Below are 12,948 nucleotides of genomic sequence, written 5' to 3'. Positions count from 1 at the left end.
TATTGCGATTATTCGCCGATGGCGGCTTTGTAGCCGGCGGCATCCAACAGCTTGTCCAGCTCGGCCTTGTCGCTTGGCTTGAGCTTGAAGATCCAGGCGCCGTACGGGTCGGAGTTCAACAGCTCAGGACTGCCACTCAACTCTTCGTTGACAGCAATCACTTCGCCGGCAACCGGCGAGTAGATATCCGAGGCTGCTTTCACCGACTCAACCACACCCGCCTGGCCTTGCGCTTCAAAATTGGCACCCACCTCTGCCAACTCAACAAACACCACATCACCCAAAGCTTCCTGTGCATGGTCGGAAATCCCGACGGTCACGGTGCCGTCAGCTTCCAGACGGGCCCATTCGTGACTTTCGGCAAAACGCAGGTCGGCAGGGATATTGCTCATAGTCTGTGTCCTCAAGATGAAATGTCAGCGGCCTTCGGCCTGCCGGAATTGGTTAGATCAAGGTTTTGCCATGGCGCACGAAGGTCGGCTTGACCACTCGAACCGGATACCACTTGCCGCGGATTTCCACTTCGGCCCGGTCGGCAGTCGCCGTCGGCACACGCGCCAGCGCAATGGATTTGCTTAGCGTAGGCGAGAAACTACCACTGGTGATCTCTCCTTCGCCAACATTGGCGATACGAACCACCTGATGAGCGCGCAGCACACCCCGTTCTTCGAGGACGAGCCCCACCAGTTTGAACTGCACGCCGGCTGCCTTTTCTGCTTCCAGCGCGGCGCGGCCAATGAAGTTACGCTCGACAGGTTCCCAGGCGATGCTCCAGGCCATGTTGGCCGCCAGGGGTGAGACGGCCTGGTGAATATCCTGGCCATACAGGTTCATGCCGGCCTCCAGGCGCAAGGTGTCGCGCGCACCGAGGCCGATGGGGGAAATGCCAGCGCCTACCAAGTCGTTGAAAAAGCCCGGTGCCTGATCGGCCGGCAGCACGATTTCGAGGCCGTCTTCGCCGGTATAGCCGGTGCGGGCGATATACCAGTCGCCGTCGGCCCGGCCTTCGAACGGTTTGAGCTGATGGATCAGGATGCCACGGGACTGGGTCACCAGTTCGGCGATTTTCTGCCGGGCGTGGGGGCCTTGGATGGCGAGCATGGCCAACTCGGAGCGCTCATGCAGTTGCACTGAGTAGCTGCCCAGTTGCGCCTGCATCCAGGCCATGTCCTGGTCACGCGTGGCGGCGTTGACCACCAAGCGGTAACCGGTTTCGGTGCGGTAGACGATCATGTCATCCACCACCCCGCCCTGCTCGTTGAGCATGGCGCTGTACAACGCTCGGCCACAGCCGTGCAGTCGGTCGACATCATTGGCCAGTAGGTACTGGAGCCATTCCTTGGCCTGGGGGCCGGTGACATCGATCACGGTCATATGAGATACATCGAAGACCCCGCAGTCGCGTCGCACCTGATGGTGTTCTTCAACTTGCGAGCCGTAATGCAAAGGCATATCCCAACCGCCAAAATCGACCATTTTCGCGCCGAGGGCGAGATGCAGGTCATACAGAGGCGTACGCTGTCCCATGGGTTTCTCCTTCCGGGCTTGGCGAAGGCGCGCAGAGCTGCCACTTGCGCCGAACACCTTGTATTACAAGGCCCGCAGCCACATACAGCAGGTCGATCCGAAAGACGGAGCGCACCGAATGCCGCGCATTGTAGCCTCAAGCCGTAGGACTGGCACCTAACCGATTTGCCGAGCCGAGCGACGAATCAGCCCGATGACCGGCAACAAGCCGACCAGCACCAGGGTCAGCGCCGGCAAAGACGCCCGCGCCCATTCGCCTTCACTGGTCATTTCAAAGATGCGGACCGCCAGGGTGTCCCAGCCAAACGGGCGCATCAGCAAGGTGGCGGGCATTTCCTTGAGCACATCCACAAACACCAGCAGCGCTGCGCTCAACGTGCCCGGCAGCAACAATGGCAGATACACTTTGCAAAACAGTCGTGGGCCGCTCACCCCAAGGCTGCGTGCCGCTTCAGGCAATGACGGACGGATGCGCGCCAGGCTGTTTTCCAGCGGCCCGTAGGCCACCGCCAGGAATCGCACCAGGTATGCCAGCACCAGTGCCGACAGGCTGCCCAGCAGCAAAGGCTTGCCCGCCCCGCCCAGCCAGCCGGAGATCGGCACCACCAGCTCGCGGTCCAAGTAGCTGAACGCCAACATGATCGACACCGCCAGCACCGAGCCCGGCAAGGCATAGCCGACATTGGCCAGGCTGATACCGGAGCGAATCGCACGGATCGGCGCCAGACGGTTGGCAAACGCCAGTATCAACGCCACGCTGACCGTGATCAGGGCTGCGATCCCGCCCAGGTAGAGGGTATGGATGATCAGCCCGGTGTAACGCTCATCGAGGTCGAAGCGGCCACGCTGCCAGAACCACGTCACCAGTTGCAGCATCGGAATCACGAACGCACAGGCGAAAACCAGACCGCACCAAGCGCTGGCCGCCACTGCCTTGAATCCGCGCAGGTGGTACAACGCCTTGCCCCGCGGGCGCTCATTGCTCGGTCGGCTGGCCCCGCGCGCGCGTCGCTCGCCATACAGCACCAACATCACTACCAGCAGCAACAAGCTGGCCAACTGCGCGGCACTGGACAGGCTGAAAAAGCCGTACCAGGTTTTATAGATAGCGGTGGTGAAAGTGTCGAAATTGAACACCGAGACCGCGCCAAAATCCGCGAGTGTCTCCATCAGCGCCAGGGCTACACCGGCACCAATCGCTGGGCGCGCCATTGGCAATGCCACACGCCAGAACGCTTGCCATGGCGATTGCCCCAGCACCCGCGCCGCTTCCATCAAGCCTTTGCCCTGGGCCAGGAACGCGCTGCGCGCCAGCAGGTAGACATAGGGATAGAACACCAGCACCAACACGATGACCACGCCGCTGGTAGAGCGTACCCGCGGCAAGCGCAACCCGGTGCCGAACCACTCGCGCAGCAGGGTTTGCACCGGGCCGGCAAAATCCAGCAGGCCCACAAACACGAAGGCCAGCACATAGGCAGGGATTGCAAAGGGCAACATCAATGCCCAGTCGAGCCAGCGCCGCCCGGGGAACTCGCACAGGCTGGTCAGCCAGGCCAGGCTGACGCCCAGCAGCGTCACGCCCAGGCCGACACCGAGCACCAGAGTCAAGGTGTTGCCAAGCAAGCGGGGCATCTGAGTGTCCCAGAGGTGCGACCAGATCTGTGGATCGATGCTTTGCCAGGAGAGCAGCAGCACGCTCAGCGGCAACAGCACCAGGGCGGCGACGCTGAAAACCGGCAGGTACCAGCGACGTTGGGCGGGGTGGGCCAAGGAAAAGCTCTCAGAAAAATAAAAATGTTGAAGCGGCCACTAACCAATGTGGGAGCTGGCTTGCCTGCGATACAAGCACCTCGGTGTATCAGTGATACCGAAGTGATGCAATCGCGGGCAAGCCAGCTCCCACAGTTGAGCGGCGCAGCTTCAGTTCCAGCCAGCGCGATCCATCAGGCGGATCGCTTCGGCCTGGCGCTTGCCCGCCACTTCCACTGGCAAGGTATCGGCCACGAACTTGCCCCAGGTCGCCACTTCCGCCGATGGCGGTACAGCCGGGTTGGCCGGGAATTCCTGGTTGACGTCGGCGAAGATCTTCTGTGCCTCAGGCGTAGTCATCCACTCCACCAGCGCCTTGGCCGCTTCCGGGTGCGGCGCGTGCTGGGTCAGGCCGATGCCGGAGAGGTTCACATGCACGCCGCGGTCGCCCTGGTTCGGCCAGAACAACTTCACCGCCAGGTCTGGCTTCTGCTTGTGCAGGCGACCGTAGTAATAGGTGTTGACGATACCCACGTCGCATTGCCCGGCGTTGATGGCCTCCAGCACGGCGATGTCATCAGAGAACACGTCGGTGGACAGGTTATTCACCCAACCCTTGATGATTTCTTCGGTCTTGGCCGCGCCATGGGTTTCGATCAACGTGGCGGTCAGCGACTGGTTATAGACTTTTTTCGCCGTGCGCAGGCACAGGCGGCCTTCCCACTGCTTGTCGGCCAGGGCTTCGTAGGTGGTCAGATCGCCCGGTTTTACCCGGTCGGTGGAATAGGCGATCGTGCGCGCACGCAGGCTCAAACCGGTCCAGGCGTGGGCCGATGAGCGATATTGCAGAGGAATGTTCTTGTCGATGACAGGAGAGGTGAACGGTTGCAGGATGCCCATCTGCTCGGCCTGCCAGAGGTTGCCGGCGTCAACGGTCAGCAACAGGTCGGCGGTGGCGTTCTCGCCCTCGGCCTTGATGCGCTGCATCAACGGGGCTTCCTTGTCGGTGATGAACTTGACCTGTACGCCGGTCTTTTTGGTGTAGGCGTCGAACACGGGCTTGATCAGTTCGTCGATACGCGAGGAGTAGACCACGACTTCGTCGGCCGCCTGCACGGTGGTGGTGCCGATCAGGGTGAGTGCCAGGGCAGTCAGGAGGCGCTTGGGTGCCAACATGGGTGCGGTCTCTCATTTGCAAATGGAGGGCAAATGATAAGGACTCACATTTGGTAACGCTTGGTGGAGGCGTTACCAGATGTTGCACAGCCAGAATATGCGCTGGAGCTGACGGCCTCATCGCGGGCAAGCCCGGCTCCCACAGAGGGTTGTATTGTCAGGTCAGGGTTTGGCGAGTTCGGGGAGATCGCCTGTCAATCCCAGTGCTTGGCGCACAAACACGGCTTTGGCTTCGGGCATCTGGTCAACGATTTTCAAACCCGCGTTGCGCAACCAGCGCAGCGGCAGTTGATCGGCCTGGAACAAGCGTTCGAAGCCTTCCATCGCCGCCATCAGCGCCAGGTTGTGGGGCATACGACGTCGCTCGTAACGGCTCAGCACTTTCACATTGGCCAGGCGCTCGCCGCGCTCGGTCGCGGCCAGCAGCACTTCGGCCAGCACGGCCGCATCGAGGAAGCCCAGGTTCACGCCCTGCCCTGCCAACGGGTGGATGACGTGGGCGGCGTCGCCGATCAACGCCAGGCCTTCGGCCACATAACGTTTGGCATGGCGCTGGCGCAACGGTACGCACACACGCGGGTCGGCACTGATCACAGTGCCCAAGCGCCCCTCGAAGGCACGTTCCAGTTCGCGGCAGAAGCGTTCATCATCCAGCGCCATCAAGCGCTCGGATTCAGCGGGCGTGGTCGACCAGACAATCGAACACCAGTCTTCCTGCCCATCGCGCACCAGCGGCAGGAACGCCAGCGGGCCGGTGTCGGTGAAGCGTTGCCACGCGGTGCGCTGGTGCGGCTGGCTGCTGCGCACGCTGGTGACGATGGCGTTATGCAGGTAATCCCATTCGCGGGTAGGTGTACCGGTCAGGCGGCGCACGGCGGAGTTGGCACCGTCGGCGGCTACCACCAGGGGTGCGCGCAGCTTGCGGCCGTCGGCCAGGGTCAGCAACCAGTCATCGCCAGAGCGGCGCATCTGTTCCAGGCGTGCGTTGGCCAGCAGGCCGAGGTCGCAGTCATGCAGGCGATCAAGCAAGGCATCCTGCACCACGCGGTTTTCGACGATATGCCCAAGCACCTCGGCATGCACACTGGCCGCCGAGAAATGGATCTGCCCGGTACCGCTACCGTCCCATACCTGCATTTCGCCGTAGGGGCTGGCACGACGCTCTACGATGCCGTCCCACACGCCCAGGCGCTCAAGAATGCGCTGGCTGGCCGCCGACAACGCGCTCACCCGCGGTTCAAACGCCGCAGCCGGCTCAAACGGCTTGACGCTCAACGGGCTGCCGTCGAGCAGCAGCACCTGCAGGCCACTGCCCTGCAACGCCAGCGCCAGGGCGCTTCCGACCATTCCAGCCCCGACAATCAGCACATCTGCGCGCATGTCCATATTCAAGCCTTGTCTCGTGTGCGGCACAGGCCGCAAGTAAAGGTGTGGTCCGCTTCAAACATCGGAACGAGTGCCCAGGCCCATGGCCTGACGGGCGAACCAGCGTTTGGCCGGGGGCAACAGGTCGAGGCCGAGCAAGCCCATATTGCGGCCCAGCGCCACCAATGGCTGAGCACTGCCAAACAGCCGCGTGACCTGGTCGGAGAAGCCTACGGTGAGTTGCTGGTCCAGGCGCTGGCGCTCGCGATAGCCTTGCAACGTCGCCAGGTCACCCGGCACGTCCGGCCCGGCCAACAGGGCTTCGGCCAAGGCACTGGCATCGCGCAGGGACAGGTTGAACCCCTGCCCGGCAATCGGGTGCAGGCTGTGGGCGGCATTGCCGAGAACGGCCAGGTGCGAGCGCACTTGCTCTTCGGCTTCCACCAGGGTCAACGGGTACAGGTGACGGGCACCCACTTGTTTGAGAGTGCCCAGGCGATATCCGAACACACTCTGCAACTCGCTCAGGAAGCTACGCTCGTCAAGGCTGGCCAGGCGCTGAGCGTCCATGCCGATGCGGGTCCAGACCAGCGCGCAACGGTTGTCCGGCAGCGGCAGCAAGGCCATGGGGCCTTCATCGGTAAAGCGCTCGAACGCCTCGCCATTATGAGCTTCGCTCGGGGTGATGTTGGCGATCAGGGCGCTCTGGTTGTAGGGCCGGGTTTTCACGCCAATGCCCAGTTGCTCACGCAAGCCGGAACGGCCGCCATCGGCCAGTACCGCCAGGTCGCATTCCAGCACGGTTTCATCGTTGAGGGTCAGGCGATAGCCATCGGGCAGCGGCTCCATACGCGTGACTTCCGCCGGGCAGCGCCAGCTCACCACGTCCTTGTCCAAGCCTTGCCACAGGCATTGGCCGAGCCAGGCGTTTTCCACCACATAACCCAGGGCCGGCACGCCCTCCTCCATCGCGGACAAGCGCGCGGTGGAGAAACGCCCACGGTCCGACACGTGGATCTGCTTGATCGGCTCGGCGCGCCGGGAAATGGCTTGCCACAGGCCCAGCCGCTGGTAAATCTGGCGTGCGCCAAACGACAGCGCGGAAGAGCGCGCATCGTAGCTCGGCTGGTAGCCGTCGCCCGGTGCAAAGGGTTCGATCAGTATGATCTTCCAACCCCGAGCCTTGGCCCCGGCTTGCAATGCCAGGGCCAGGCTGGCCCCCACCAGGCCGCCGCCGACAATCGCCAGGTTGACCCGGCTCATCGGGCAGCCGCCATCAACGCTTCGATCTCGGCAACGGTCTTGGGCACACCGCCGGTCAGGATTTCACAGCCTTGCTTGGTCACTACCACGTCGTCCTCGATGCGCACGCCAATGCCACGCCATTTCTTTGCCACAGTCTGGTTGTCCGGGGAAATATAGATACCCGGCTCCACGGTCAAGGCCATGCCCACTTCCAGCACGCGCCATTCACCGCCCACTTTGTACTCGCCCACATCATGCACATCCATGCCCAGCCAGTGGCCGGCACGGTGCATGTAGAAGGCGCGGTAGGCTTCGCTGGCGATCAGTTCGTCAACGTCACCTTGCAACAACCCCAGCTTTACCAGGCCGGCGGTGATGACCTGCACGGTCGCCTCGTGGGCCTGGTTCCAATGTTTGTTCGGCGCGATCTGCTTGAAGGCGGCTTCCTGGGAGGCCAGCACAATCTCGTAGATCGCCTTCTGCTCGGGCGAGAACTTGCCATTGACCGGCCAGGTACGGGTGATGTCGCTGGCGTAGCAATCGATCTCGCACCCAGCATCGATCAGCACCAGGTCGCCGTCTTTGAGCACCGCGTCATTCTGCTGGTAATGCAGGATGCAGCTGTTGCGCCCAGCGGCGACGATGGAGCCATAGGCCGGCATTTTCGCACCGCCTTTGCGAAACTCGTAATCCAGCTCGGCTTCCAGGCTGAACTCATGCAGGCCGGCACGGCTGGCCTGCATCGCCCGTACATGGGCTGCACAGGATATTCGCGCCGCCTCGCGCATCACCCTCACTTCTGCCGCCGATTTATACAGGCGCATATCGTGAAGCAAATGATCCAGGGCAACGAATTCGTTCGGCGGCTGGGCGCCCAGGTGCGCTTTGGAACGGATCACGTTGATCCACTCCATCACATGCCGGTCGAACTCGGCATTGCTGCCCATGGCCGAGTACACGCGGTCGCGACCTTCGATCAGGCCGGGCAGGATGTCGTCGATATCGGTAATGGGGAATGCGTCGTCAGCGCCAAAGTCGCGAATCGCGCCCTCGGTGCCGGCACGCAGGCCGTCCCACAATTCGCGCTCGGCATTGCGCTCGCGGCAGAACAGCACGTACTCGCCGTGCTGGCGACCGGGCATCAGCACGATCACCGCTTCGGGCTCGGGGAAACCGCTCAGGTATTGGAAATCGCTGTCCTGGCGGTAAACATGCTCGACATCACGGTTGCGGATGGCCACGGCGGCGGCCGGCAGGATCGCGATGCTGTTGGGTTCCATCTGCGCCATGAGCGCCTTGCGGCGCCGGGTGTATTCCGCTTTGGGGATATGGATCATGGGCAGATGGGCTTCCTTTCTCAGTGCAGCGACGGCTTGGGCGCGGCGGGCTCAGCGGACTTGCGGGTCTCGGTGAACAGCAGCAGCGGCGCGACGCGCAGGTATTCCATGACTTCCATGTAGTCGCCTTCGCCGTCTTCGGATTCTTCCAGGGCGTCTTGCACCTGGGAGATGGCCGCCAGATCCTGCAGCACTTCCTTGGCGTCGGTGCTCAGCTCCAGGCCGCCGGCATTCACGCCGAAACCGTGGAGGAAACCCTGGCACCATTGGCCCAGCGCGGCAGCGCGATCAGCCAGCGGGGCGTCGTCGGTGGGCAGCAGCAGGACCACGGTGACGTCATCACCGGTCAGCTCGCCCTTGACCATTTCTTGCAGGCCGATCAGCGCGTTACGCACATTGTCGGTGGGTTCGATTTCCAGCAGCTCGGCCACATCGGCCAGCCAGTTGTCGGCATCAAAGCCGACACCGGTGCAACTGCGGCCCAACAGCACGCCGTGCAGTTCAGCAGGCGAGCATGGATGGCCGCTGGTGCTCAGCAGTTTGGAAAAAGCATCGTACGGGGAGTTCTGAATGGGCATGGTGAGCTAGGCGCCAGACGGCGCAATGTCTAGAATGGAGCGCTGTATCCTAGCACCGGCAGACGCACCAAGACTATCGAGGGCGTCAGATCGTTTATCCTGCAGTTGCCATTCATCAGACAAATCCAGTGGAACCCAATGGAAGACACCGACCTGCAAGCGCTGATGGCCAGACTCGAACTGCTAATTGATCGGGTCGAGCAACTTAAGAGTCAAAACGGACTCCTATTAGCTCAGGAAAAGACCTGGCGCGAGGAACGCGCTCACCTCATTGAAAAAAACGAAATCGCCCGGCGTAAGGTCGAATCGATGATTTCGCGCCTGAAGGCCCTGGAGCAAGACTCATGAGTTCAAGCAATAGCGTTACCGTGCAGATCCTCGACAAAGAATATTCGATCATCTGCCCCCAGGAAGAACGCAGCAACCTGGTGAGCGCTGCCCGCTACCTGGACGGCAAGATGCGCGAAATCCGCAGCAGCGGCAAAGTGATCGGCGCCGACCGCATCGCCGTAATGGCCGCGCTGAATATTACCCACGACCTGCTGCACAAGCAGGACCGCCCTGACGTGCAGGCCAGCGGCTCGACGCGCGAGCAGGTGCGTGACCTGCTCGATCGCGTGGATCTGGTGCTTTCCACCGATTCAGACACACCCAAGGGCTGATTGCCGAGCAGGTTTAAGGTATACTCGCCCCACTCCCTGGCGTGTTTGCCAGTCGGCGATGTCCCTGAGCCGATTCGCACTACCCTGGAAGTTGCACGTTGGGCTGGTGTGCATGTCCGCTAGACGGAAAGCCTTAAAGCCTACTGCTTCTTCCACCTTGAACTTTCGGGTTCAAGGGCTAAGTCGACAGCGGCTCTGTCGGGGAGCCTGAATTCCCAAACTCAATGCCAGTCTCCGGACTGGCATTGTTTTATGAGCCCAAAACCATGACCGAACCTGCGCCGCTATCTCGTCCGCACCTTCGACGCATGTTGCGCAAGGCCCGCCGCGCCCTCACGCCAAGCGAGCAGCGCCAGGCCGCTCACGGTCTTTACCGGCAACTGGCACAGCACCCACTGTTTCGCCGGGCCAAACATATCTCTTTATATCTGCCCACGGACGGTGAAATCGATCCGCGCCTGCTGCTGCGTGCAGCCCAGCGCCGCGGCAAAGCCACTTACCTGCCGGTGCTCAGCGCCTGGCCGCGCACCAAGATGGTGTTCCAGCGCGTACGGCCTGGGGATAAGTTGCTGCCCAACCGCTTTCGCATCCTTGAGCCTCGGGTCAATGCCCGTCGCCAACGCCAAGTCTGGGCGCTGGACCTGGTGTTGTTACCGTTGGTGGGGTTCGATGATCTGGGCGGGCGCCTGGGCATGGGCGGCGGGTTCTACGACCGCAGCCTGGCCTATCTTGCCCGCCGCCAGAGCTGGCGCAAGCCTACGCTGCTGGGGCTGGCCCACGAATGTCAGAAAGTCGAACGCCTGGCGCAGGCAAGCTGGGATGTGCCGTTGGTGGGAACGGTGACTGATAAGCAGTGGTATGTCGCACAAACGCCGCTGGAAACGGCGGCGCCTTAGTGAATGCTTGAGTTAACGCTTGAACGGTTGTGGCTGCTGCTGAGCCAGTTCAACCGGTGCATCGGTCTTGTTCGACCACAGGCTTTGGGCATAACCGGTGGTCACAACGCCCAGACCAAACAAAATAACCAAAATCCATAGTAAATCCGGCTTACGTTGCATCGATTGCCCCCCTTTCAGGCACCTCGTACACGATGACAACAACGTTCCAAAGTAGTCCGTTGCAGCTGCGTCAAGCTTAAAAGCGCGCATTCTGCGGTAACGTGAACCAACACGCAAACCTTGACGCCAACCGACTGTCGGTTTGTCACGGGATTGCCCGACAACTTACCCAACGCCTTTTTCAGGAGCCCAAAAATGGCCTACTGGCTGATGAAATCCGAGCCCGACGAACTCTCCATCAACGGTCTGGAAAAGCTCGGCGAAGCGCGCTGGGACGGGGTTCGCAATTATCAGGCACGCAACTTTTTGCGCGCCATGACCGTGGGGGACGAGTTTTTCTTCTATCACTCCAGTTGCCCGGAGCCAGGGATTGCCGGCATCGGCAAAATCATCCGGGCCGCCTACCCGGACCCCACTGCACTGGAACCAGAAAGCCACTATTTCGACGCCAAGGCTACAACGGAGAAAAACCCGTGGAGCGCAATCGACGTCGCGCACGTGCAAACCTTTCCCAAGGTGCTGGGCCTGGGCTACCTGAAACAGCAGCCCGCGCTGGCCGAGATGCCTTTGGTGCAAAAAGGCAGCCGGCTTTCGGTCATGGCCGTTACGCCCGACCAGTGGGCGACGATCATCAGTATTCTTTAGCTGAGCGACATCAAGTGCTGACGTCCATCGGAGAGAAATAATTATAACAAGACATTAGAAATTTAAAAAAGAATATAAAAAACTGTTACTTATGACAGTAGAAAGCTTCATCTCCACGAAGTCTAATGACTGCATAGAAATTGGCTACCGACAAAATTGGAGTAGTGGCAAATTTTTATGCTTTTTACTTAACGGAGATTGATCATGACGGACATACCGAAGTTGGATAAAGACGTTAAAAAAACTGAACACATTACTGCGAGCGCCCCAAGCACCACAGCAACCAAGATGACGGTAGAAGGCGGGTACGCCCCTTGGGGGTACAGTGGCAAGATCGAACTTGAGTACTCTCTTGTACCAGGCTCGTCGAAAATCTTAGTGAGGACTTTAAGATACTTTCTAGGAGCGTCATACCCACCGGAATATTCGAAATTTAGCATCGAACTATTTGGGGTAAGCCCCTTAGAGGTATTCCCAAGAGATATAAATACATGGAAGAGTTGGGGCTCGGAGGATGAAACAACCTCTAGAACCTTTACTGTTTTTTTCATTTTCCAGGCAATATCGGGAGGCCCCAGCGCAACCGATCGGAAAGTCATAACTCTGCCCATTTGAAAGCGCCTATCGCCTGCGGCCGGCAAACTAGCCGCAGGCTTAGTTAATCTGCACTTATTGAATAATCAAGTTATTGAACAACAAATCTTCCACCACCGGCTTGCCGGTTTCATCGTTCATCACCTGCTGCGTTTGCTTCAACGCTTCCTGACGCAGCTTTTCCTTGCCTTCCACACTGCTCATGGTCTCGTTGGTCTGCTGGGTAAACAGCGCCACCAGTTGGTTGCGAATCAACGGATCGTTGGCCTTGACCAACTTCGCCGCTTCTTCACCGGTCACGCGCAGTGCAATGTCGGCCTTGTAGACCTTAAGTTTCGCGGTGCCATCCAGGCCGTAATTGCCCACGAATGGCGGGCTCAGGCTGATATAGCTGACCTTCGGCGCCTCGCCCTCTTTGGCTTCTTCGGCCTGGGCTGCCATCGGCAAGGTCAGGGCCAGCATCAACAGGATCCACGCTTTCACAGTTCATTCCTCGAATTCGGTTGCCGGGTAGCATAACGCTAGCAAGGCTGAGCACAAGCTTATGGGGGCTTATCAGGCGTGGGCATGCTCGTTGACCCACGGGCGTACCCTCCTACACTTATCGGCCACGACGCCAAAAGGAATAGTCCGATGAAAGCTGTGCTGTGCAAAGCCTTCGGCCCCGCCGAAACCCTGGTGCTGGAAGAGATCGCCAGCCCGGCGATCAAGAAGAATGAAATCCTGTTGAACGTGCATGCGGCCGGGGTGAATTTCCCGGACACGCTGATCATCGAAGGCAAATACCAGTTCAAGCCGCCCTTTCCGTTCTCACCCGGTGGCGAAGCGGCGGGCGTGGTCAGTGAAGTGGGTGAAAAAGTCAGTCACCTGAAAGTCGGCGACCGTGTGATGGCGTTGACGGGCTGGGGCAGCTTTGCCGAGCAGGTCGCGGTGCCCGGCTATAACGTGCTACCGATCCCGCCGAGCATGGACTTCAACACCGCCGCCGCCTTCAGCATGACCTACGGCA

15 protein-coding genes and 1 other RNA gene are annotated in these 12,948 nt (G+C 60.5%); 6 read left to right on the top strand and 10 right to left on the bottom strand.

The features are described 5' to 3' along the window. Positions 1 to 8: 8 nt before the first annotated feature. From gcvH to GIW04_RS05290, 8 genes are all read right to left on the bottom strand, one after another. Positions 9 to 392, bottom strand: coding sequence for a glycine cleavage system protein GcvH (gene gcvH / locus GIW04_RS05325; protein WP_003195293.1), 384 nt, complete (start codon positions 390 to 392; stop codon positions 9 to 11). Positions 393 to 444: 52 nt separating this feature from the next. After that, the gene (gene gcvT, locus GIW04_RS05320) at positions 445 to 1,527 is read right to left on the bottom strand and encodes a glycine cleavage system aminomethyltransferase GcvT (RefSeq protein ID WP_003195295.1); all 1,083 of its coding nucleotides are present in this window, start codon (positions 1,525 to 1,527) and stop codon (positions 445 to 447) included. A gap of 156 nt (positions 1,528 to 1,683) precedes the next feature. After that, entirely contained in the window at positions 1,684 to 3,300 is a 1,617-nt protein-coding gene (locus tag GIW04_RS05315) for an ABC transporter permease (RefSeq protein ID WP_120247478.1), read from the bottom strand. A 150-nt stretch (positions 3,301 to 3,450) separates the two neighbouring features. Then, positions 3,451 to 4,455 (bottom strand): extracellular solute-binding protein, encoded by a 1,005-nt coding sequence (locus tag GIW04_RS05310; protein WP_120247477.1) that lies wholly within the window; start codon positions 4,453 to 4,455, stop codon positions 3,451 to 3,453. A gap of 162 nt (positions 4,456 to 4,617) precedes the next feature. Continuing rightward, positions 4,618 to 5,835, bottom strand: coding sequence for a 2-octaprenyl-3-methyl-6-methoxy-1,4-benzoquinol hydroxylase (locus GIW04_RS05305; RefSeq protein WP_164692219.1), 1,218 nt, complete (start codon positions 5,833 to 5,835; stop codon positions 4,618 to 4,620). A 60-nt stretch (positions 5,836 to 5,895) separates the two neighbouring features. Next, on the bottom strand, positions 5,896 to 7,083 hold the full coding sequence (ubiH, locus tag GIW04_RS05300; RefSeq protein ID WP_120247476.1) for a 2-octaprenyl-6-methoxyphenyl hydroxylase: 1,188 nt from the start codon (positions 7,081 to 7,083) through the stop codon (positions 5,896 to 5,898). After that, positions 7,080 to 8,402 (bottom strand): Xaa-Pro aminopeptidase, encoded by a 1,323-nt coding sequence (gene pepP, locus GIW04_RS05295; protein ID WP_120247475.1) that lies wholly within the window; start codon positions 8,400 to 8,402, stop codon positions 7,080 to 7,082. The genes ubiH and pepP overlap by 4 nt, the downstream gene beginning before the upstream one ends. A 20-nt stretch (positions 8,403 to 8,422) precedes the next feature. Continuing rightward, complete coding sequence (locus GIW04_RS05290; RefSeq protein WP_003195306.1) at positions 8,423 to 8,980, bottom strand: YecA/YgfB family protein; 558 nt, start codon at positions 8,978 to 8,980, stop codon at positions 8,423 to 8,425. Positions 8,981 to 9,118: 138 nt separating this feature from the next. On the opposite strand from GIW04_RS05290, the gene GIW04_RS05285 reads away from it, so the two are divergent. The 4 genes from GIW04_RS05285 (at position 9,119) to GIW04_RS05270 (ending at position 10,538) form a co-directional block, all read left to right on the top strand. Beyond that, positions 9,119 to 9,328: a TIGR02449 family protein gene (locus GIW04_RS05285; RefSeq protein ID WP_003177365.1), complete on the top strand. Its 210-nt coding sequence runs from the start codon at positions 9,119 to 9,121 to the stop codon at positions 9,326 to 9,328. Beyond that, positions 9,325 to 9,642: a cell division protein ZapA gene (locus tag GIW04_RS05280; RefSeq protein WP_003195308.1), complete on the top strand. Its 318-nt coding sequence runs from the start codon at positions 9,325 to 9,327 to the stop codon at positions 9,640 to 9,642. The genes GIW04_RS05285 and GIW04_RS05280 overlap by 4 nt, the downstream gene beginning before the upstream one ends. A 30-nt stretch (positions 9,643 to 9,672) precedes the next feature. After that, positions 9,673 to 9,851, top strand: a non-coding RNA gene (ssrS, locus tag GIW04_RS05275) — 6S RNA. A gap of 57 nt (positions 9,852 to 9,908) precedes the next feature. After that, positions 9,909 to 10,538 carry a 5-formyltetrahydrofolate cyclo-ligase gene (locus GIW04_RS05270; protein ID WP_034134027.1) on the top strand — a complete coding sequence of 210 codons (630 nt, stop codon included), beginning with the start codon at positions 9,909 to 9,911 and terminating at the stop codon, positions 10,536 to 10,538. 12 nt (positions 10,539 to 10,550) lie between these two features. Here the strand turns inward: GIW04_RS05270 and GIW04_RS05265 are convergent, their stop codons facing one another. After that, positions 10,551 to 10,700 carry a hypothetical protein gene (locus GIW04_RS05265; RefSeq protein WP_010207387.1) on the bottom strand — a complete coding sequence of 50 codons (150 nt, stop codon included), beginning with the start codon at positions 10,698 to 10,700 and terminating at the stop codon, positions 10,551 to 10,553. Between the two features lie 195 nt (positions 10,701 to 10,895). Between GIW04_RS05265 and GIW04_RS05260 the strand changes: the two genes are divergently transcribed. Then, positions 10,896 to 11,345, top strand: coding sequence for an EVE domain-containing protein (locus GIW04_RS05260; protein WP_034134028.1), 450 nt, complete (start codon positions 10,896 to 10,898; stop codon positions 11,343 to 11,345). A gap of 669 nt (positions 11,346 to 12,014) precedes the next feature. Here GIW04_RS05260 and GIW04_RS05255 read toward each other — a convergent pair. Beyond that, positions 12,015 to 12,422: a flagellar basal body-associated protein FliL gene (locus GIW04_RS05255; protein ID WP_003195317.1), complete on the bottom strand. Its 408-nt coding sequence runs from the start codon at positions 12,420 to 12,422 to the stop codon at positions 12,015 to 12,017. 150 nt (positions 12,423 to 12,572) lie between these two features. Here GIW04_RS05255 and GIW04_RS05250 point away from each other — a divergent pair. Then, a partial coding sequence (locus GIW04_RS05250; protein ID WP_236478943.1) for an alcohol dehydrogenase catalytic domain-containing protein occupies positions 12,573 to 12,948 on the top strand: 376 nt, incomplete at its 3' end.

Origin of the sequence: Pseudomonas sp. PA-4-8C, from assembly GCF_021606625.1 — a bacterium.
Lineage (GTDB): Bacteria > Pseudomonadota > Gammaproteobacteria > Pseudomonadales > Pseudomonadaceae > Aquipseudomonas > Aquipseudomonas lactis.
This window is presented reverse-complemented; position numbering and strand designations above follow the sequence as displayed.